This is a genomic window from Synechococcus sp. NOUM97013 (genome assembly GCF_014279815.1).
In the GTDB taxonomy this organism is placed as follows: Bacteria; Cyanobacteriota; Cyanobacteriia; order PCC-6307; family Cyanobiaceae; genus Synechococcus_C.
The window spans coordinates 2,106,914-2,126,007 of record NZ_CP047941.1 but is presented as its reverse complement, the minus strand read 5'-3'; the positions used below and the strand labels follow the sequence as shown (position 1 = coordinate 2,126,007).

Below are 19,094 nucleotides of genomic sequence, written 5' to 3'. Positions count from 1 at the left end.
TGTAACAAAGGTTGGAGTTTTGTTGAATGTCGTAAAAGCGACATCAGCGCGCTTTTTTGGTTTTGGCGGTTGGTGCAGCGGTCATCGGTGATTCCGGCCAGGGATGCTTCGGGTAGCGGCCACGCATTTCCCGGCGGACATCGCTATAGCTCCCAGCCCAGAATCCCCGCAGATCGCGGGTGCGTTGCAACGGGCGGCCAGCTGGGGAGAGGAGCTCCAGGGTGACGGGCAAGTCGCCGTTCAGCAGGACAGGACCCTCCGAGCAGCCAAACATTTCTTGCAGCTTCACCGCCAGGGTCACCTCCTCTTCGCCGTATTCCAGGCGCGCGTCCCGGCCGCTCGGAATCGTGAGACGCTCAGGGAGGAGGCGATCCAATTCGCGTCGTTCAGGCCAGCTGAGATTTCCCCATAGTGCTTCCTGCAAGGTTGAGCTCTCCAGCTCACTCCAACTGCTGCAGCTGAGGCTCGCCTCCAGGATCCAGTCCTCAGGGGCGTCCTGAAGCCTTTGACGGCTGCGGTTCGGCCATGGTGAGCCGAGGCGGCAATGGGCCAACTGCAGGCGTCGACGCAACTGCTCAAGTCGGTCATCCCATGGCAATAAGTCGAGCCCGTTCTCACGCAGTCGCGTCAAGAGCACCTTACTGACCAACTCAGCGGATGGACGTGGAAGTTGTTGGCGCTGCAGCTCAAGTGCTCCCAGATGCAACACCCGTTCGGCACGGATTTTTTGCTGCTTCTCATCCCAGATCACCTGTTCCTTCCACGCGCCAGCCTCCTCGGCCATGGTCTGAAGCGTGGAACGGCCAAGGGGAACAGCGATTCGGATGCGCGCATCACGGTCCTTGAGGTCGAGTTGGGCCACGGCCAGTGCTTCACAGGTGCTGAGCGGATCGGTCTCCGGCAGCACAGCACCACGCCCCTGCCGGAGCACAAAGGCGCCGATGCGTCCTGGTCGTGCCATGGCCAGCCACTCGGGGAAAGCGGTCGCAATCAACCGGGCCATGGCGAGATCGGGCGGATCATCGAGAGGGGCTTCCTCGATTTCCATGTCCATCTGCTGCAGCTGTCGCAGCCATTGGCGGCTCTGTTGGCGGATGGTGCCGAGTCCATCGCCCCCATCAGTCCGACGGGGCGTTCGGAGCGACCGGAGGCGCTGGCTCAGGTCGGCGCCAAGGTTGCGGAACCCTGGTGCGTCCCTTTCGCTGAGCAGTGCGGCAAGATCGCAGGCCAGAGGCTCGACCCCCCAGCGTTTGGCCTGGAGCAGCATCCGTCCGAGCCGGGGGTGCATGCCGAACCGCGCCACGCGATGGCCGTCGGCGGTGATCTGGCCACTGTCGCTGACAAGCCCCAGTTGTTTCAGTTGCTGCTGTCCTTCTTCCAGCAACGCGCGGGGCGGTGGTTCCAGCCATGGCAGGCCCTCGCCCAGTCCAGCGCCCCACTGCGCGAGGTCGAGAACTGTGGGTTGGGGATCAGCGCGCTGCAATTCAGGGCGATCCTGCTGCGGCCGGCGTTGATGCTCCGCCGCCGACCAGAGCCTCACGCAACGTCCAGGAGCTTGGCGGCCGGCGCGTCCGCGACGTTGCTCGGCGCTGGCCAGGCTGGCGGGAACCGTGACCAGCCCTTCCATGCCGGTTCCCGGATCAAAGAGTGTGTGGCGACTCAGGCCTGCATCAATCACGAGCCGGATGCCATCCAGGGTGAGTGAACTTTCCGCAATCGATGTCGCCAGGACGATGCGGCCACTCCACTGCCCGTCGCAGGGGTTCAGCACGTTGCTCTGTTGCTTGAGCGGCAACTGGCCATGCAGTGCCCGTACGTCCCAGTTCGTCAGGCTTGGGGCAGCCAGCAACCGCTGCTTGCAACGTTCAATTTCCCGGATGCCCGGGAGGAACACCAGGACGCCAGGGGGTGTGCTCCCGGCACGCCGATGAGCCTCCAGGTCCTGGAGCTCTTCCTCGACAGCACGAAGAACATGCTGTGCCTGGGTCTCCCGCTCTCGCTTGGGACTGTGTCGTGTCTCAACGGGGTAAGCGCGGCCCTCACTGGTCAGGCTTTCCGCATCATCCAGCTTTGAGGCCAGCTCCTGAATCTGCAGGGTTGCTGACATCAGCAGCACTTTGAGATCAGGACGCAGAATCCTTCGGGCCTCCCGCAGCAGCGCAAGCGCCACGTCGCTGTCCCGCCGGCGTTCGTGGAATTCGTCGAAGATCACGCAGTCCACGCCCGGGAGGTCCGGTTGTGATTGCAGGCGTCTCAGGAACAGCCCGTCTGTGATCGCTTCGACATGGGTCTTGGCGGATCGTTTCTGCTCATTGCGCACGGAGTAGCCCACCCGCTGTCCGACCGGTTCGCCGATGGACTGGGCCAGTCTCGATGCGGCGGCGCGTGCAGCCAGGCGGCGGGGTTCGACCAGCAAAATGCGCCCCTTCAGGCTGGAGGTCACCCCCAACTCCCCCATCAGGGCCAGAGGCACGCGCGTGGTTTTGCCAGCGCCAGGTGGCGCCTGAAGGATCAGGGTCCCAGTTCCGAGCAGCCGAGCACAAAGCTCTGGCAGCAACGGATCGATCGGGAAAGCACTCAACGTTGACGGTCGGGGTTGACGGTCGGCGTTAGCTGAACAGATTGAGCAGTCCCAGCAACAAGATGCTGCTCAAGGCGCCCATGGCGGCAAGCAAGCGAACCAGGGGAGCGATACGAAAGCGAAGCGTGGCCATAAAGAAATCCTTAAAGGCCGTAGTCGCTTTGTTTTAGCTCTCCTTGTTTGCCGTACGCCGTATCCGTTCGCACGGCTTCACATCTCTGTTCAGGTCAGGGCGCCACTCAGCGAACGTGGCGGGCGCCATCCACCGGGTGGTAGTCCTCACCCGTGAGTTCTTCGTAAACAATCGCCGGGAGTCCTGTTTCGAACATGGTCTGCAGGGCCTCCTTGAGATAGGGATTCCATCCCCCGGTGCTGACCTGCCCGTGGCGCACGGTCCAGTCCCATGTGCCCTGGAGGTCTCTGGGAATGCGCCCTTCCCGGTCACGGCGAGCCACCAGGTCCAGTGATTCCACCAATCCAACCTGGATCGGATCTTTCCCGTAAGCGGGAGTCAGGCTGAGCTCCAGGCGAACGGGATCTTCTTTGAGTAAGCGCAAGCGGAAGCGAGGAGGCAGCTTCACGGATTTGATCACTGCAGCTACGACCCGTGTTCTTTGATCCACCAGAAGGTTCTCCCTATGAGTCCGTGACGAGCTGTCTGACAGCTTTCGTTCCCAACTTATTCACCGGAACGGGCACTCGACTCTCCGCTCTCTTCATCACCACTGAATCGAACAGTTAGCAGGTCCTCCTCGGTCAGGCGTCCATCTCCGTCGAGCAGCTCGGGATGAATGGTCACTTTGCCGGTGCGGTCCTTGCCCGGGTCAGGAGTGCCGAAGGGTCGTCCCGCAGCACTGAAGCCACGTCCCATCACTTGGAAGGCCTGCCAGAGCAAAACGATGAAGACCAGGCCGTAGATCAGAGGGAAGAGGCTGCTGAGCATGGAGTGACTGCGATGGGCTGTCTAGGGCTGGACGTGAATCATCACCATCATCGCCATGGTGAGGTGCTTTTTGCTGCCCCAGGAGAGGGCAGCGGTTGCATCTGGTCATGGAATGGGCGGCGACCCCCCCTGGGCTGACCAGGAACATCTGCTTACGGTCTGTTCCACGAAGCGCGTCATTGTCCTCGCCATGGTTGTGACATCCCGTCGAATGCCTCAGATTTCCCCCTTAACGTCCCGGGCTTGTCAAGGCGTGCGGCACGGCCGACTCGTGTTGCCCATGGTGATGGGACTCACGCTGCTGGCTCCGGATTTGATCGCTTTGCCGGGGCGCGAAGTGCTGGCGGCGCCGCGTGCATCCGTGCCGCGGGCATCCGTTGAACGCGTGCCGCGTTCCTTCGTGGCGGAAGCCGTCGAGCGCAGTGGTCCCGCCGTGGTCACGTTGGAAACCTCGCGCACGGTGCGCACGGCCGGCGTGTCGGGGCTGCCGCAGGGAATGCTGAATGATCCATTCTTTCGACGCTTTTTCGGCCTGCAAGCTCCTCAGACCTCCCGTTCACGCGTGCAGCGTGGGCAGGGTAGTGGCGTGATCTTCGACCGCCAGGGTCTGGTGCTGACCAACGCCCATGTGGTGGAAAACACTGATCAAGTGATGGTGGGGCTTCCGGACGGCCGTCGCGTACGGGGTCAGGTGTTGGGGCAGGACTCAGTGACGGATCTTGCTGTCGTCCGGATCAAGGGGCAGGGAGCCTGGCCCACCGCTCCTCTGGGAGATTCCGACCGGCTGCAGGTCGGTGACTGGGCCATTGCCGTGGGTAACCCGTTCGGTTTGGAAAACACCGTGACACTCGGGATTGTCAGCAACCTCAACAGAAATGTGTCCCAGCTTGGAATTCAAGGGAAGCGTCTGGATTTGATTCAGACTGATGCAGCGATTAATCCCGGTAATTCAGGCGGCCCGCTTCTCAATGCCTCCGGTGAGGTGGTGGGGATCAACACCCTGGTGCGCTCTGGGCCCGGCGCAGGGCTGGGGTTCGCCATTCCGATCAATCGAGCCCGCACCATTGCGATGCAACTGGTCAATCAGGGACGTGCCAGCCATCCCATGGTCGGGATCGGACTGTCTACGGTTCCGGCACCGACGCCCGGGGGAGCTGTTCCTCCGGGGGCTGTGGTCCGTTCGGTCATGCCCGGTGGGCCGGGAGCTCTTGCGGGGCTTCAAGTGAATGACGTGATCGCAGCAGTGGGTGGCGATCCGGTGCGAACTCCCGCCGAGGTTGTGACCGCGATTGATCGCAGTGGTGTGGGGCAGCCTCTGGTAATCGACGTCAGACGTCAGGGACAGAGCTTGCCCCTAACGGTGATCCCTGTGGAAATGCGTGCTCTGAAGATGCGTTGATCAGGAGCTAGTTGTCGTCGGATTCACGCAGCTGTTGCACACAGCGTGTGATGCACTCCCCATCATCAAGGGAACATGTCGTGATGCACTCGAAATAGGTTTCGACGGCATCCCATGTCTGATCATGGTCTGCGTCGTTGGGCTGAGGCTGGCTGCTGCCGTTGACGCCGGCGTTGATTGTTCCTATCGATGTCATGGGCCGGCTCCCTTAGTGATGTCAGCCTATGCACACGTTCTGGAGTGGTAAAGACAAATAAGTCTTCCTGCCTAAATGTTCGTGAAGATTCGTTTTGACGGGTCAGAGACTCCTTTTAAGCAGCATTCTTGCGACGTGCTTCCCGTTCTTTTTGCTTGTCGCGCTTGGCCTTGCGCTTGGCCTCCTGTTCAGCAACGCGCAGCGCTTCTTCTGCCGCGGCGCGCTCTTCGGCTTTCTTTTCGAGGTAGTAGGAATAATCACCCCGATAGAGCACCAGCTCCCCGTCGCGCAACTCGACGATGCGGTTGGCGACCCGTGAAATGAAGTAGCGGTCGTGGGACACCAGAAGAGCAGCTCCTTCGTAGGAGCAGAGAGCATCCTCCAGCATCTGCTTGGCGGGAATATCGAGGTGGTTGGTGGGCTCATCGAGCACGAGAAGATTGCAAGGACTGAGCAGCATCAGCGCTAGGGCCAGACGGGCTTTCTCTCCTCCACTGAGCTTGCCGACCTCCTTGAAGACCGTGTCGTTGCTGAAGCAGAAACTGCCCAGCAGTGACCGCACCTGGGTCTGTGTCCAGTCGGGGACGGCCTCAAACATGGTGTCGATCACGGTTTTGCTCAGATCCAGGGCTTCGGCTTGGTTCTGTTCGAAATAACGCGCGATCACGTTGTGTTCGCCTAGGCGTGCTGAGCCGTCGTCGGCAATTTCGGTGCCCATCACCAGCCTCAGCAGGGTGGACTTGCCGGCGCCGTTGGGACCCACAAAGGCGATGCGATCCCCCCGCTCCACTTCCAGCTCTGCGCCAAGGAAGAGGATTTTCTCTCCGTAGCTGTGGGTCAGGTTCTCGATCACAGCCACCTGTGCCCCGGAACGCGGAGCAGGTGGGAAGCGAAAGCTCGGGCCGCCAACGCTTTCAATCGGCGCGTCGACCAGTTCCACCTTCTCCAGCTGTTTTTCCCGGCTTTTGGCTTGGGTGCTGCGAGTGGCGCTGGCCCGGAAGCGATCGATGTAGGCCTGCTGTGTGGCGATCTCCTTCTGCTGGCGTTCATAGGCCGCCTGTGTCGCCTCCTGTTCCTGTTGTTTCTGCTCCAGGTGAGCCGTGTAATTACCGAGATAGCTCCGAGAGATCCCGCGCTCGGTCGACACGATCTGGTTGCAGACGCGGTCCAGGAAGGTCCGGTCGTGGCTGATCACGACCAGGGCAGCGGTTTGCTCTTGCAGATAGTTTTCAAGCCACTGAATCGTCTCCACATCCAAGTGGTTGGTTGGCTCGTCGAGCAGCAACAGATCCGGATCCTGGAGCAGGATCTTGCCGAGCGCGATGCGCATCTGCCATCCGCCTGAGTAGTCCCTGACCTGCAGCTCAGCGCCTTCGGGAGTAAAGCCGATGGTGGGCAGAAGCTTGTCAATACGGGCATCCAGTTCGTATCCATGCAGCGCTTCAAAGCGGGTCTGCAGGCGTCCAAGCTCGTGGATCAGATCATCGAGATGATCCGGGTCTTCCGCTGCTTTCTCCGAGGCCATCGCATCCTCCACCTCGCGCTGGCGGTTGAGCACCGTCGCTGCTTCGCCGAAGGCCTGGAACAGTTCCTGCCGCACTGTGCGATCAGGATCAACGTCAAATTCCTGCTGCAGGAAGGCGATCCTGGGATCGCCCTGGCGAACCACCATGCCGCTGGTGGGTTCCTCATGGCCTGCGATGAGACGCATCTGTGTGGATTTGCCGGCACCGTTGACGCCCACCAGGCCGATGCGATCCCCGGGTTTGATCTCCCAGGTGACATCCCGGAGCACCTCGCCGGTGGGATAGATCTTGCTGACGTTCTCGAGTCGCAGCACCGAAGAGGACGCGGACAACCTCCATCATCCCGTGTGGGGGTGAGGGCAGACTGGTGTGACTTAGGGAAGCAGGGCTGATGCGAAGGCTTGAGCAGGTTGCTGCCCTGGTGGTGGCTGCGGGGCTAGCCGTGGTCAGTTACTGGCTTTTTTTCAGCTGGGCGGACGGTGGCGGCAGTCGTGAGAGACAGCGTGGGCCTGAGCCTGCTGCTCAGTCGCAAGCGCTTCCGTTGGAACCTCTGCTTACAAACCGCCCCGAGCCTTGATCAGCCACTGCTTGCTGAGGTCGTCATCCAGGCTGCTGATGAAGGCCTTGACGTCGTCGGTGCTGACGGGAAGTGCAAGCTGATCGCCGACCTGGCAAATCGTTTCAATGGCCCCTGATGGGTTCTGTAGGGCTTGACGGAACAAAGCGCGGGTAAGGTCCCGGTCCTGTTCGATTTTTTCGTAGAGCGCAGCTGCATTGCTCATGGCTCTGAACCAACTCACGCAAACCTATTCAGCTCAAACTATCCATGGCTGTCGGAGCTGCCTACTCTCAGCATCATCAATTCATTCAGCCCGCTTGGACTGATGTGGCTTTGACTCAGGCGGCTTGGTCGTGGTCGGATTCCTTCAGGCCGCAAGCTGACGCATCTTCCATGCTGCGGGCATCCATGCAGAGCACCTTGCGCAACTGGGCGTAGTTGGCGGCTTGGGAGGTGCGACCTTCCTGGACCGCGCCGTATTCGGCACGTTGGAGCACATGGTGCAGGTGTGTGAGCAGATAGGAGCTGATCACCGCTGACACCAGCACGTCACTGTTATCGGCGGCCCGGCGGCTGCGTCGCGAACCGGAGGATCGACGGGCGCGAGGAGCGGGATTGCGTGTTGTGGTGGCCTGGCTGGTCGTACGGGGCATGGCAGTCCTGGCGGTGGGTTGAGGCAGAGGTCCTTGGAGCGGAAAGCCGGGCGTCAGGGGTCCGATCAATGCCAGCATCATAGTGCTGGATACTATCCTTGCGCATCTCTGTACACTTCTCAGTACCTCTGCCTCATAGTTCGTGGCCACCCGCCAAACGTCATCCAGCGGGAAGCCGAAGTCGCCACGGATTCAGGTGGTACTTCCTGAAGATCTCTGCAACAGGCTTACGGCGCTCGCCGAGCAGGAATCACGCACCGTCAGCAACATGGCCAAAGTGCTGATCCAGCAGGGTGTTCAACGCCTTGAGCAGGGGGTCGTCTCTGCGGCACCGACGCCGCCTCCCTCCACGACCGATCGACTTCGCTCCGCCTTGGAGGCTCAGCAGCCGCGGCGTCTGCGCGGTGCGCCGCGGCGTTTGAGGCTGCACCGTCCAACCTGAGCCTTAAAGCTCACGCCGTCGTCGCATGGTTTGGCTGTGCAACAGTTTGGCTGTGAAACGGTTTGACGATTCAAGGGTTTGGCCTTCGCCCGGTTGATGCCGCGGGCTGGTGCAGGCGGTGGCTCTTAGGGAGGATCTGCGCGCAAACCCAGCACGCAGGCTCGATCGGCCCCGGTCACAGCCGGTGCATTGCCTGGATGACGGCATGCGTTCCACCAGGCGAGCATTGCAAACACCAGGGCTTCCCTGGATTGGCTCGGAAGGTTGAGCTCGTCACTGAGGCGCACCCTGAGGCCGCGGCAGCGGATCCTTAGCTGATGCATCAATGCGGGGTTCTTGCTGCCGCCGCCGGCCACCACCATCTCCACAGGCAGCGATCGCCCCTGGGTTCTGAGGTTGTGGAGATCCTGCGCGACCACTGCGGCTGTGAAGGCGGTCAGGGTGGCGATCTGGTCCTCCTCCGAACAGTGGTTGAGGTCAAGGAGCCGCCGGGTCAGATCCTCCCTGCCGAATAGCTCTCGTCCAGTGGATTTGGGTGGAGTTGCCTGGAAATACGTTTCCTGGAGCCAGCGCTCGATCATCCCGTCTTCGGCGCATCCTTTGGCGGCCCAGGCTCCTCCTCGATCGAACTGATCGCGCCCCCCACTGAACTGGCTGATGGCCAGGTCAATCAGGCTGTTGGCAGGGCCGCAGTCCCACCCCAGTACAGGCTGCTCTCGTTCTGGCCCTCGACTGGGTGGGATGAGGGTGATGTTGGCGATCCCTCCCAGATTCAGCAGCGCTCTCCACCCCTCGATTCGGCCCATTAACGCAGCGTCGGCCATCGGAACCAGTGGTGCCCCCTGGCCTCCGAGGGCCAGATCTGCCGCTCTGAAGTCATGGACCACCGGGCGTTGGAGCATGGCTGCTAGGAGCGGACCCTGCAGCATCTGCCAGCTGCTACCTCGGCGCGGCACCCCTTCAGCTCCCTGGCTGGGGGGACGATGCCAGATCGTCTGGCCATGGCAGCCCACGAGCTCAGCGGACTGCTTGGGATCACAGGCTTTGGCGGTTTGCGCCTGCAGCTCCGTGATCGCTTCGGCGAGCGCCAGAAGAACGCCAGCCTCGGTGGGCTCTCCTTGGGCCACGGCCAGCAGTTGTGCGCGCAGCTCGCGCGGGTAAGCGCAGGAGGCTTCGCTCAGCAGGCGCCAGCGCGGTGACTCCGGCCGACCCTGGAAATCGGCCAGAACCGCATCGACACCATCTGCACTGGTGCCGCTCATCAGCCCGAGCACGCGCATCGATCGGCTCAGACTCTTGGCAGGTTCTGGAGGTCGTCCGTCAGCCCCATCACCACCAGCACATGCCCATCCATGAGCACGTAGGACGCCGGGGGGTTGACCATCAGTTCCCCAGCGGGCCCGGCGGCCAGCACATTCACCCGATAGTTCTTGCGCAGGTTCAGATCGCGCAGTGACTGGCCCATGAAGCGTTCCGGCACCTTGATCTCTTCAATGGAATTGTGGTCATCCAGCTCGAGTCGTTCGATCAAGTTGGGGCGGACCAGCTCCAGACCCAGGCGCTCTCCCTGCATGCGGGAGGGGAAAACCACGCGGTCAGCACCGACACGCTTCAGCATTTTTTCGTGCAGGTCGCTGGTCGCCCTTGCGATCACCCGTCGCACCCGCGTGCCTGCACTGTCCTTGGCGATCAGTGTGGCTGTGATGCTCGCTTCGATCGGTTCACTGATCGCAACCACCACCGTATCCATGTCGAGGATGCCAGCTTCCCGCAGCGACTCCTCCTCGGTGCAGTCCAGCACTCTGGCCTCAATGGATGGTTCCAGCTGCCGCAGCTCCTCGATCGCCTTGGAGGAGCGGTCCACGGCCAGCACCTCAGCACCGTTCTGCATCAGCTGACGGCAGACCGCACTGCCAAAGCGTCCAACGCCGACGACGCCGAAGCTGCGGACATCGTCGCCAGCTGGCGGTGACCAGTGCCACCACTCCCTCATCGGTTTAGTCGCAATGGAGCGTGGTCAGACATAGAGATCTTCTCGTGGATAACCGATCCGATTCTGGCGTTGCAACTGGTTGCGATCGAAGCTCTCCCAGATGGCACTCAACAGCAACAGGATCCCCAGTCGACCCACAAACATGCCGACCACCAGAATCAGCTGGCCGAAGCGACCTAGCTGTTCGGTCACCCCTAAGTCCAGGCCCACAGTCGCGAAGGCTGAGATGCAGGTGAACAGCAGTTCCAGAAAGGTCAGTGGTTCTTCAATGTTCTGATTGGTGCTGAGGGCGAGAAGCATTGCCATCACCAGTACGAACATCAGCGACGCCATGGTGATGCTCAGGGCCCGCAGCACCACCTTGTCCGAGATCTGGCGATGACGAATGACCACATTGTCCTGACCGCGCAGGGTGGAGCGGGTGGCAGCCATCAGTGCCGCCACTGTTGTGGTCTTGATGCCTCCGCCAGTACCTCCTGGGCTGGCGCCGATGAACATCAACGTCATCAGCAGAAGCAGACCTGAATCCGACACGCTCTCGACGGACAAGGGAAGGGTGGTGAACCCCGCTGTGCGTGCACTCACCGACTCGAACAGCGCGCTCATCATCCGTTCACCCCAGCCCATGGTTGTCATCACGTGCCCCTTGGACAGCGATTCGGTCAGCAGCAGGCCGAGTGTGCCGGTCAGAACCAGCAGGATTGAGGTCCGCAGTACCAATCGGGTGTGCAGGCTGAGGTTTTTGCGCTTCAGGCGTTGACGGTTGCTCCACAGATCACTGGTTACTCGCCAGCCCAGGCCGCCCAGCACGATCAGAATCATGATCACGGCGTTCACCACCCGGTTGGTTCGGTAGGAGACGAGGCTGTCGCTCCAGAGTCCGAAGCCTGCGTTGTTGTAGGCCGAGATGCTGTGAAAGACGGAGGCCCAAAGCCGTTCACCGCCGGCGGGAATGTCTGAAAAGCCGAAGTTGTAGAGGACTGCAGCTCCGACGATGATTAGCGCCGCTGCCGTAAGCGCAATGCTCCGGAAGGTGCCGCCCACGCCGCCCACACCAAATTCGTCGAGGGTCTGACCGCGGTCCAGTCGTCGGCGGAGAGAGGCGCCGCGCACCACGAAGCCTTGAAGGAAGGTCGTGATGGCCATCAGGCCGAGCCCCCCCACCAGGATCATCAGCGCCAGCACGGCCTGGCCGCAGGTGGTCAGATCTCTGCCCACATCGATCACGGTCAGACCGGTCACCGTGACGGCTGATGTGGCGGTGAAGAGTGCTTCCCACAGACCCACGTTCTGGCTGGAACAGAGGGGGCTGGCCAGCAGCAAGGTGCCGAGGCTGATCACGAGTAGCCCGGTCACCACAGTGAACTGGGGCACTGTCAGCCGTCGATACCACGCCTGGGTGCGATGAATGGCCTGGGGAAGAGGCATGGGCGTCAGAGGCCTCCTGCCTGCATGAGGATCAGCCCCGGAACGAGTAGGGTCATCAACACGGTGAGACCAGCTCCGTAGCGCGCCACATCAAAGAAGCGATACCTGCCTGGACCGAACACCATCAGGTTGGTTTGGTAACCCATCGGGGTCAGAAAGGATTGGCTAGCACCGAACAGAACCGTGAGCAGTAGAGCCTGGGGAGGCAGGTTCAAGGAGGGTGCGAGCTGAGTGGCCACAGGCACCAACAGCGCTACCGAGGCGGCATTGCTCATCACGCTGGTGATCAGGTTGGTGGCCAGGAAGATCACCAGCAAGGCCCAGTAAGCCGGCCAGTTCAGCAGCAATCGCTCCATGTCGGTCGCCAAAGCGTTGGCGAGCCCGCTGGTCTGCAGCGCCACACTGAAGCTGGAGAGGGAACCCAGCAGCAGAATCACGTCAAGGCGGATCGATCGCTGCACTTCTCCCGTGCGTAAGCAGCCCACCAGCACCAGCAGCACCACGGAGAACAGCACTGATGCCACCAAGGGAATGTTGGTGACCGTGGGAACCAAGAGCATCAGCGCCGTGATGGTGATTGCTTGGGGTTTCCGCCGGATCGTCGGTAGGTCGTTCTCAAGCTGATCAAGAACAAGCAGGTCATTGCTGGCCTGAAGGCCGCGGATGGCATCCAGCGGAGCCTGCAGTAGCAAGACGTCTCCTTCTCGCAGAATTGCCTGGCCGAGGCGCTCCTGCACCGTCTGCTGGCCGCGGCGCAGGGCCAGAACCGTGGCGTTGTGCCGCTGACGGAACCGCAGTTCGCGCAAGCTCGCTCCAGCCAGCGTTGAACCGGCAGGAAGCAGCACCTCCACCGTCTTCTGGCCCTCGTCTCCCGCATTGAAGAGAGACGAGTCCATAGCGCCCATGGAGGGGCTTGACGCAGCTGGGCGGTTCGCGGACGCAAGCTGAACAGTGTGCTCGTGCTGCAGTCTCAGCAGATCTGCACGGGTGACCCTGAGCAGCAGGCGATCTCCCGCCTCAATGCCGCGATCCGCAAGAGGAGGAAGGATGCGTTCTCCTCCCCGCTGCAGTTCCAGCACATCAACATCGAAACGTCGCTGAAGGCGGCTGTGCCTGAGGGTCTGCCCCACCAGGGTTGACGTGGATGGAATCGTGACTTCCGTGAAGTATCCGATCATCGCCTGGCTGGTGCTCAGCTGATCGTCAGGGCTTCTGCGATCGGGCAGCAGCGCCCGGGGCGCCAACAGCATGTAGGTGGCGCCAGCCAGCCAGACCGGGACGCCGATGGCGGTGAAGCTGAACAGGTCCAGGGCTCCGTAGCCCAGCTGTTGGCTGACATCACTGGCTAGCAAGTTCACGGAACTGCCCAGCAGTGTGAGAGTTCCTCCCAGCAGCGTGGCGAAAGAGAGGGGGAGCAAAACCCGGGATGGAGCAATCCCTCGCTTGTGACACCAGGTCTCCAGCACGGGCAACAGGCTGGCCACGATCGGGGTGTTCGGCACCACACCGGAGATCGGTGCCACCACAAGCGTGAGCAGGCCGACCATCCGGCGGGAGCTGCGGATCCGCTCCGATGCGATCAGTTCCCGGAGGCGATCTAGGGCGCCGCTGCGGAACAGAGCCGCTGAAACGGCAAACAGGCCCATCAGCGTGATCAGGGCTGGACTTCCGAAGCCGCTCAGGGCTTGCAGGGGAGTCAGCACCCCGCCGATCATCAGCAGGGAGACACTCAGAAGCCCCACCAGCTCAGGTGCCATGGCACCGCTAATGAACAGCACCACTGCCAGCAGCAGCACCCCCAGGGTGACCAACGCATCTCCGTTCTGCAGAGCAGCACTGAGCTCAACCATGGGGTGGCGTGCCTGCCGGCTCCCAGAACGTCTGTTCGAGCCATGTTCGCAGACCCTTCAAGCCTGTTCCCTGCGTGGCGGAGAGATAGAGCGTCCCTGGCTCCAATGCATGGATCTGCTCGAGCGCGTCGGCATCGCAGCGGTCGATCTGGTTGGCCAGGACCTGTCGCGGTTGCTGGCAGCCGAGGTCATCCAGAATCGTGTGGACGGCTTGCAGCTGTCCTTGCCAATCGGGATCTCCCAGGTCAACCACCAGCAGAAGCTGGTCGGCATCGCGTGTTTCTTCCAGTGTGGCCATGAAGGCCTGGGTGAGGGGACCAGGCAGTTCTCGAATGAAGCCGACGGTGTCGGTGATCAGCAATTCCCGGGGCGCGGCGCCAACCCTCGGCAGACAGAGTCGACGCGTGGTGGGATCCAGGGTCGCGAAAAGAATGTTTTCGGCCTGCACAGCTCCGCCCTGGCCTCGCTCACAGAGCGCATTGAGCAGGGATGATTTCCCCGCATTGGTGTACCCCACCAGCGCCACGCGGGGTAGTTCACGGCGGCGTTCCCGCAGCCGGGCGCGATGAGCTCCGAGTTGGCGAAGCTCGCGTCCCAGGTGCTCAATCCGGCGGCTGATCGCTCGACGGTCTTTTTCGAGCTGCGTCTCACCCGGTCCGCGGGTGCCGATGCCTCCGCCCTGGCGGGAGAGGCTCAGCCCACGCCCCGTCAGTCGCGGCAGTCGATAGCGCAACTGGGCCAGTTCCACCTGAAGCCGGCCTGCAGCGCTTGAGGCCCGCTGCGCAAAGATGTCGAGAATCAGCTCGCTGCGATCGGTCACCGGGCTGTCCAGCAGCCGTTCCAGATTGCGAGCCTGAACGGGGGTGAGCTCCCTGTCGGTGATTACCAGCGTTGCGCCTTGCTTGCGGATTTCCAGCGCCGCTTCCTGCAGTTTTCCGCGTCCCCAGAGCGTCTGAGGGTTGATCTGTCCTTCCCGCTGGCGACAGACGGCCACGGCGCGGGCACCAGCGCTGCGGGTGAGCCCCTCAAGTTCCGCCAGCTCGCGCTCGTTGCGCGCGGGGTCCGCTCCAGTGAGAGTCAGCAGCAGCACCCGTTCAGCTCCCGCCGTGGAGGCGGCGGTCACCACCTCGCGTGCTGATGCGACAGGTTTGAGCTCTGGAGTGCCCTGGCAGAGGGTCGCTAAATCGCCCCGATCACAGCACTGCCATCCCCCGGATGTGGCTGGATCAGGGCACCATCGCGCACCAAGACGGGTGCCGCCTGGCGCAACCAAGGCCTGATAACGCAACCAGTCAACCGGCTCCACATCCAGAGCAATCACGGCATCCCGGCCTTCGGGAACCAGATCCGGGGAACGGCGGCCCAGCATCACGCTGATCAGTCTCCAGCGTCTGGATCGCCGCCTGGAGCCACCAGGGAGATGGTGTTCCAGTCGATCCGACTCGCCGAGTGGGCCGACCCAGAGCAGACGGCAGACACCTCGATCGTCCAGAAGCAGATGCAGTGTTGTCTCTAGCTCCAGTGCCAGTTCGGCGAGCCGCTCCAGTGACAGCAGATCTGCACCGCTTTCGTCGGGGTGACGGCGATGGCTGAGGCGCTCCAGTTGTTTGAGTTGTGATGGACGGAGACCGCGCGTGCGTCCTGCCAGGTGGGTCTGCTTCAAGGGCTGACGAGCCAGGCTCCTGCGGCTTTCAGCCCGAGCGACAACCCAGGCAGACGAGTGAGATAGGTGAGCCTGCGCAACTTGAAGGCGAGGGGTCCGGCAAGGGTGATGCCAAGACCGGTGAGTGAGGCATCGCCAATGCCCAGACTGAGCATTTCTCCCAGATCCCGGAAGATGAAGGGTTCTGGGTCTCCTCCATTTAGGTGCGCTTGTAGGCCCTTGGCCGCGAATTGCCCCTGCTGGATGGCGGCCTGTGCTGAGAGAGGCCAGTGGGATGCCTCGTCGTGTGATGCATGGATGGCGATGTCGCCCAGGACCATGACCTCAGGATGGCTTTCGAGGCGCAGCGCCGACGTCACTGGCAAGCGACCACCCTGCAGCGTCACGGCGGGAGAGAGATCCGGAATCTTGGGGCGACTGCCAGCGGTCCAGATCAAGCCGTCATGAGCAAGCGTGACGGCCCCCTCTGGACCGTGCAGATTGACGGAGGTCGGAGAGACGGCGTCGACACGGGTGTTCAAGCGCACCGTGATGCCCCTTTTCTCCAGAGCCCGCTGTGCCTGCTCTCGGTTGAAGGCCCGTGACCTGGGAAGAATCTGTTCACCCAGTTCCACCAGCTGAATCGCCGCGGCACCATCGAGCATGTCGAACAGCTTGCAGGCCAGTTCGACGCCGGTGGCCCCTGCCCCTGCGATCACCAAAGTGGAGCTTCCGGAAGGCCTCAACGTCACCTGCTGCAGGCACTGCCGTAGAGGAGCGAGATCCGACAGGGTGTGGAAGCGCAGCGCGTGCTCGTGCACGCCTTGGATGCCGAAATCTGCCGGCTGGGCGCCGGTGGCGATTACCAGCTGGCTGTAGTTCAGGGTCTGCGCTGATGCTGTTTGCAGCGTTCGCGCCTTCAAATCGATGGACTTGACGTGATCCTGCACATGACTGATGCCACGGCCCTGCAACAAGGATGCGTAGGTGGGCGCTACCTCCCATCCCTGCAATTCGCCGCTCAGCAGTTCATAGAGGAGTGGAACAAAAACGAAACGTTCCCTGGGTTCGATTAAGACAACCGGTGGCCGCGGATGCACATGACGGAAGGCCAGTGCCGTCGACAATCCGGCGAAACCACCACCGATCACCACGATTGGCGCAAGTTGATCGCTGGCAGGGGTTGTCAAGGCAACACTGAAACTTGCGTAGAAACCATAGGCAGCGCGGTGGTCCCCCCGGCATTGGAGGATGGAGGGATGAGGCAAGGCACCAGCAACATGATCAGCACCGCGGGCGGTGTCGACTCAGGAGCGGCAGATGCCGACCTAAGCGCGTTGCGGGCGCAGTTGGAGCCTCTTGAGCCACAGCAATGTCTGCAGTGGGCGCTGGATCGCTACGGCGCCGGCTTTGCGATGACCACCAGTTTTGGGATCCAGTCCTCCGTGCTGCTGCACATGCTCAGCCGTTTGCCAGGCGGCGATGCGGTTCCGGTGATCTGGGTGGATACCGGTTATTTGCCCCCCGAGACCTATCGCTATGCCCAGACCCTGTGTGAACGGCTGGGAACGCGCCTTGTCGTGGCGCAGTCCAGCGTGTCACCGGCCCGAATGGAAGCGCTGCATGGTCGCCTCTGGGAATCAGGCCTGGAGGAGGACATGGACCTTTATCTGCGGCTGCGCAAGGTTGAGCCTCTGGAAAAAGCTTTGGATCAGGGCGCGGTGCGCTGCTGGGCCAGTGGTGTCCGTCGCGGCCAAACCGACCTGCGCAAAAAGATGACTGTGTTGGATCCCATCCGAGACCGCCTGTCGTTGCGCCCCCTTCTTGGTTGGACCAATCGGGATGTCTTCTATTACATGCAGAAGCATGAGCTTCCGCAGCATCCTCTGTTCGATCAGGGGTATTCCACTGTTGGGGATTGGCATTCCAGTGCTCCCGATGGCTTGGAAGTGGAAGGGCGCAGCACTCGTTTCGGCGGACAGAGGCAGGAGTGCGGAATCCACGTGCCCGGGGTGATGGGTGATGGCATCTGACCATGGAGGCTCAGCAGCATTGTCTGCTTATCGGCAACAGCCGTTGGCATTGGGCTGAACGCACGCCAGCCAATTCGAGTGCCGCTGCTGGTGCGCAAGCCTGGCACTTTTCTCATGGCCTTCCAACACAGACACGCCTGGATGATCTGCCTTCGCTGACCGGCTGGGCGGCTGTTGGCCCTGTTCCTTCCCATCCGCTGTTGCAACCCACGAGCCAACTTGGATTGGCAGAGATACCGCTGGCTGAGAAGCCCTCCTGGCTCGGTGTCGACCGTGCATTGGCGGGCTGGGGTGCATGGGAGCGTGCTGGCAACGCATCATCGGTGATGGTGGTGGATGCAGGCACCGTTCTCAGCCTCACCCGTGTGTCCAGGACAGGATGTTTTGCAGGAGGGTGGCTGGCCGCTGGTGTCAGTCTTCAGTTGCGGGCCATGGCGCAGGGAACGGTTGCACTTCAGCTCCCTGACCATGCAATTTCTGAGCTCTTGGCAGGGACGGATTTCCCTATCGAGACCGCTCAGGCGATGCGGCGCGGCGTTGTGGAAAGTCTTGTTGGCTTGATCTTGCAGGCCCAGGAGAAGGACCCGTCCTCACTGTGGTTGTGCGGTGGCGATGCTCCACTGCTGATGTCGGTCCTGGCATCCCGGGGCTTGGCTGTGACGCATGCCCCGGATCTCGTGATGCAGTCGATGGTCGCGTTGGTCAGCTCAGGCCCAGATCGTTGAGAACTTGATCAGCCATCGAGTCAGCTTTCACCTTGCGATAAATCAGTTCGAGCTTGCCTTCGGCATCCACCACAAAGGTGTGGCGCATCATGCCCATGTATTCGCGACCCATGAATTTCTTCAGTCCATAGCTCTCGTAGGAACTGGCGACGGCACACGGCTCTTCATCCGTCAGCAGGGTGAAGGGCAGTTCCTGTTTGGCGATGAACCGGGTGTGAGATGCCGCATTGTCCTTGCTGATGCCCAGCACCTTGATGTTGTGCTTTTGCAGATCGCCCCAGCGATCACGGAAGTTGCAGGCCTCTTTGGTGCAGCCAGGGGTGGCATCCTTCGGATAGAAATAGATCACCACCCGCTGTCCTTTCAGGGATGACAGGGCCACGGGCTGATCATTTTCATCCGGAAGCGTGAAATCAGGGGCGGGATCGCCGATCTGCAGTGTCATGGGCGGCAGAACAATCGGCGGCAGCGTAACGGCTCTATGGATAAGAGAGTCTCGTTCCGAGCTCAGCGACGATCCATCGGGACTCACGGCAGAGGAGATGGTCTGGGAGGAAGGCCTTCCTCAGCCTCGCGCGAAGCAGTTCCGGCGTTCACGGCTTTGGATGCGGAGCTGCCTGGCGTCGCTGCATGGTTGCTCTGCCGAAGAGGTTCCCTTGACGGCACCGCCAGGGGCGGCGCCCCTCCTTGCTCCTGGTTGGGGCTACATCAGCCTCAGCCATTGCGTCGATGCTTGCCTGCTGGCTTGGAGCCCGCAGCCGGTTGGTGTCGATTTGGAGCGAGCCGATCGCGCCTTTCCTGCGGATGCTTTGATGCGGCGCTTTTTCACCGGCGTGGAACGAAGCGATTTGGTTGCCCTCCAGGGTGAGCGCTTGCGTCGCGAGGTGCTGGATCGCTGGCTGATCAAGGAAGCGGCCATCAAGTGGCAACGCGGAACGCTGGCCGGTGACTTGCGCTTCTGGGAAGTGAGTCCATGCCTGAGATGGGCACGTCACGGTGATCTGGCCGTTGAGATCGCGGTTGAGTTGCGATCCCAGGGTGATTGGCGCATGGCAGTCGCCGTCGCCGACAAACAATTGCTGCAGGATTGCCGACTCTGCCTAGCGTGACTTCAGTCGTTTCGT

At 61.8% G+C, this 19,094-nt stretch carries 19 protein-coding genes; 5 read left to right on the top strand and 14 right to left on the bottom strand.

The window, feature by feature from the left end:
- Nucleotides 1-43: 43 nt before the first annotated feature.
- The 3 genes from hrpB to SynNOUM97013_RS11580 form a co-directional block, all read right to left on the bottom strand.
- On the bottom strand, nucleotides 44-2,581 hold the full coding sequence (gene hrpB / locus SynNOUM97013_RS11590; protein WP_186479920.1) for an ATP-dependent helicase HrpB: 2,538 nt from the start codon (nucleotides 2,579-2,581) through the stop codon (nucleotides 44-46).
- Between the two features lie 239 nt (nucleotides 2,582-2,820).
- Nucleotides 2,821-3,204 (bottom strand): hypothetical protein, encoded by a 384-nt coding sequence (locus SynNOUM97013_RS11585; RefSeq protein ID WP_186470175.1) that lies wholly within the window; start codon nucleotides 3,202-3,204, stop codon nucleotides 2,821-2,823.
- A gap of 56 nt (nucleotides 3,205-3,260) precedes the next feature.
- Nucleotides 3,261-3,524: a DUF2973 domain-containing protein gene (locus SynNOUM97013_RS11580; protein WP_186479919.1), complete on the bottom strand. Its 264-nt coding sequence runs from the start codon at nucleotides 3,522-3,524 to the stop codon at nucleotides 3,261-3,263.
- Between the two features lie 280 nt (nucleotides 3,525-3,804).
- Here SynNOUM97013_RS11580 and SynNOUM97013_RS11575 point away from each other — a divergent pair, with 280 nt between their 5' ends.
- Nucleotides 3,805-4,923 (top strand): trypsin-like peptidase domain-containing protein, encoded by a 1,119-nt coding sequence (locus SynNOUM97013_RS11575; RefSeq protein WP_186481612.1) that lies wholly within the window; start codon nucleotides 3,805-3,807, stop codon nucleotides 4,921-4,923.
- 7 nt (nucleotides 4,924-4,930) lie between these two features.
- Here SynNOUM97013_RS11575 and SynNOUM97013_RS11570 read toward each other — a convergent pair whose 3' ends face one another.
- The 4 genes from SynNOUM97013_RS11570 to SynNOUM97013_RS11555 form a co-directional block, all read right to left on the bottom strand.
- Complete coding sequence (locus SynNOUM97013_RS11570) at nucleotides 4,931-5,119, bottom strand: hypothetical protein (protein WP_186479918.1); 189 nt, start codon at nucleotides 5,117-5,119, stop codon at nucleotides 4,931-4,933.
- Between the two features lie 115 nt (nucleotides 5,120-5,234).
- The gene (locus SynNOUM97013_RS11565) at nucleotides 5,235-6,959 is read right to left on the bottom strand and encodes an ABC-F family ATP-binding cassette domain-containing protein (RefSeq protein ID WP_186481611.1); all 1,725 of its coding nucleotides are present in this window, start codon (nucleotides 6,957-6,959) and stop codon (nucleotides 5,235-5,237) included.
- Between the two features lie 240 nt (nucleotides 6,960-7,199).
- Nucleotides 7,200-7,427 (bottom strand): hypothetical protein, encoded by a 228-nt coding sequence (locus SynNOUM97013_RS11560; protein ID WP_186479917.1) that lies wholly within the window; start codon nucleotides 7,425-7,427, stop codon nucleotides 7,200-7,202.
- Between the two features lie 115 nt (nucleotides 7,428-7,542).
- Entirely contained in the window at nucleotides 7,543-7,857 is a 315-nt protein-coding gene (locus SynNOUM97013_RS11555; protein WP_186479916.1) for a hypothetical protein, read from the bottom strand.
- A gap of 142 nt (nucleotides 7,858-7,999) precedes the next feature.
- Between SynNOUM97013_RS11555 and SynNOUM97013_RS11550 the strand changes: the two genes are divergently transcribed.
- Nucleotides 8,000-8,299, top strand: coding sequence for a hypothetical protein (locus SynNOUM97013_RS11550; RefSeq protein ID WP_186479915.1), 300 nt, complete (start codon nucleotides 8,000-8,002; stop codon nucleotides 8,297-8,299).
- A gap of 125 nt (nucleotides 8,300-8,424) precedes the next feature.
- Here SynNOUM97013_RS11550 and SynNOUM97013_RS11545 read toward each other — a convergent pair whose 3' ends face one another.
- Genes SynNOUM97013_RS11545 through SynNOUM97013_RS11520 form a run of 6 tightly spaced genes read right to left on the bottom strand, consistent with a single transcriptional unit; the run spans nucleotide 8,425 to nucleotide 16,402 of the window.
- Nucleotides 8,425-9,579, bottom strand: a complete 1,155-nt coding sequence (locus SynNOUM97013_RS11545) for an anhydro-N-acetylmuramic acid kinase (RefSeq protein ID WP_186479914.1) — start codon at nucleotides 9,577-9,579, stop codon at nucleotides 8,425-8,427.
- Between the two features lie 8 nt (nucleotides 9,580-9,587).
- Entirely contained in the window at nucleotides 9,588-10,292 is a 705-nt protein-coding gene (locus SynNOUM97013_RS11540; RefSeq protein WP_186479913.1) for a TrkA family potassium uptake protein, read from the bottom strand.
- 24 nt (nucleotides 10,293-10,316) lie between these two features.
- Nucleotides 10,317-11,720 (bottom strand): TrkH family potassium uptake protein, encoded by a 1,404-nt coding sequence (locus SynNOUM97013_RS11535; protein WP_186479912.1) that lies wholly within the window; start codon nucleotides 11,718-11,720, stop codon nucleotides 10,317-10,319.
- A 5-nt stretch (nucleotides 11,721-11,725) separates the two neighbouring features.
- Nucleotides 11,726-13,570 (bottom strand): SLC13 family permease, encoded by a 1,845-nt coding sequence (locus tag SynNOUM97013_RS11530; protein ID WP_186479911.1) that lies wholly within the window; start codon nucleotides 13,568-13,570, stop codon nucleotides 11,726-11,728.
- Nucleotides 13,563-15,233: a GTPase HflX gene (hflX, locus tag SynNOUM97013_RS11525; protein WP_186479910.1), complete on the bottom strand. Its 1,671-nt coding sequence runs from the start codon at nucleotides 15,231-15,233 to the stop codon at nucleotides 13,563-13,565. The genes SynNOUM97013_RS11530 and hflX overlap by 8 nt, the downstream gene beginning before the upstream one ends.
- A complete protein-coding gene (locus SynNOUM97013_RS11520; RefSeq protein WP_186479909.1) occupies nucleotides 15,230-16,402 on the bottom strand; it encodes an NAD(P)/FAD-dependent oxidoreductase in 1,173 nt (390 codons plus the stop codon). The genes hflX and SynNOUM97013_RS11520 overlap by 4 nt, the downstream gene beginning before the upstream one ends.
- Before the next feature lie 90 nt (nucleotides 16,403-16,492).
- Between SynNOUM97013_RS11520 and SynNOUM97013_RS11515 the strand changes: the two genes are divergently transcribed.
- Both SynNOUM97013_RS11515 and SynNOUM97013_RS11510 read left to right on the top strand, forming a co-directional pair.
- On the top strand, nucleotides 16,493-17,245 hold the full coding sequence (locus tag SynNOUM97013_RS11515; RefSeq protein ID WP_255442775.1) for a phosphoadenylyl-sulfate reductase: 753 nt from the start codon (nucleotides 16,493-16,495) through the stop codon (nucleotides 17,243-17,245).
- 2 nt (nucleotides 17,246-17,247) lie between these two features.
- Entirely contained in the window at nucleotides 17,248-17,970 is a 723-nt protein-coding gene (locus SynNOUM97013_RS11510) for a type III pantothenate kinase (protein ID WP_186479907.1), read from the top strand.
- On the opposite strand, the gene bcp is transcribed toward SynNOUM97013_RS11510, so the two are convergent.
- On the bottom strand, nucleotides 17,948-18,415 hold the full coding sequence (gene bcp, locus SynNOUM97013_RS11505; protein ID WP_186479906.1) for a thioredoxin-dependent thiol peroxidase: 468 nt from the start codon (nucleotides 18,413-18,415) through the stop codon (nucleotides 17,948-17,950). The two genes, SynNOUM97013_RS11510 and bcp, sit on opposite strands and share 23 nt — an antisense overlap.
- Between bcp and SynNOUM97013_RS11500 the strand changes: the two genes are divergently transcribed.
- A complete protein-coding gene (locus SynNOUM97013_RS11500; protein WP_255442774.1) occupies nucleotides 18,414-19,079 on the top strand; it encodes a 4'-phosphopantetheinyl transferase superfamily protein in 666 nt (221 codons plus the stop codon). The genes bcp and SynNOUM97013_RS11500 overlap by 2 nt on opposite strands.
- Nucleotides 19,080-19,094: the final 15 nt, after the last annotated feature.

Excerpts from the sequence above, each read along its gene's own strand:
- SynNOUM97013_RS11580 (WP_186479919.1), bottom strand. The coding sequence starts at position 3,524 with ATGCTCAGCAGCCTCTTCCCTCTGATCTACGGCCTGGTCTTCATCGTT.
- SynNOUM97013_RS11575 (WP_186481612.1), top strand. The coding sequence starts at position 3,805 with ATGGTGATGGGACTCACGCTGCTGGCTCCGGATTTGATCGCTTTGCCG.
- SynNOUM97013_RS11570 (WP_186479918.1), bottom strand. The coding sequence starts at position 5,119 with ATGACATCGATAGGAACAATCAACGCCGGCGTCAACGGCAGCAGCCAG.
- SynNOUM97013_RS11560 (WP_186479917.1), bottom strand. The coding sequence starts at position 7,427 with ATGAGCAATGCAGCTGCGCTCTACGAAAAAATCGAACAGGACCGGGAC.
- SynNOUM97013_RS11555 (WP_186479916.1), bottom strand. The coding sequence starts at position 7,857 with ATGCCCCGTACGACCAGCCAGGCCACCACAACACGCAATCCCGCTCCT.
- SynNOUM97013_RS11545 (WP_186479914.1), bottom strand. The coding sequence starts at position 9,579 with ATGCGCGTGCTCGGGCTGATGAGCGGCACCAGTGCAGATGGTGTCGAT.
- SynNOUM97013_RS11540 (WP_186479913.1), bottom strand. The coding sequence starts at position 10,292 with ATGAGGGAGTGGTGGCACTGGTCACCGCCAGCTGGCGACGATGTCCGC.
- SynNOUM97013_RS11535 (WP_186479912.1), bottom strand. The coding sequence starts at position 11,720 with ATGCCTCTTCCCCAGGCCATTCATCGCACCCAGGCGTGGTATCGACGG.
- SynNOUM97013_RS11530 (WP_186479911.1), bottom strand. The coding sequence starts at position 13,570 with ATGGTTGAGCTCAGTGCTGCTCTGCAGAACGGAGATGCGTTGGTCACC.
- SynNOUM97013_RS11515 (WP_255442775.1), top strand. The coding sequence starts at position 16,493 with ATGATCAGCACCGCGGGCGGTGTCGACTCAGGAGCGGCAGATGCCGAC.
- SynNOUM97013_RS11510 (WP_186479907.1), top strand. The coding sequence starts at position 17,248 with ATGGAGGCTCAGCAGCATTGTCTGCTTATCGGCAACAGCCGTTGGCAT.
- SynNOUM97013_RS11500 (WP_255442774.1), top strand. The coding sequence starts at position 18,414 with ATGGGCGGCAGAACAATCGGCGGCAGCGTAACGGCTCTATGGATAAGA.
- bcp (WP_186479906.1), bottom strand. The coding sequence starts at position 18,415 with ATGACACTGCAGATCGGCGATCCCGCCCCTGATTTCACGCTTCCGGAT.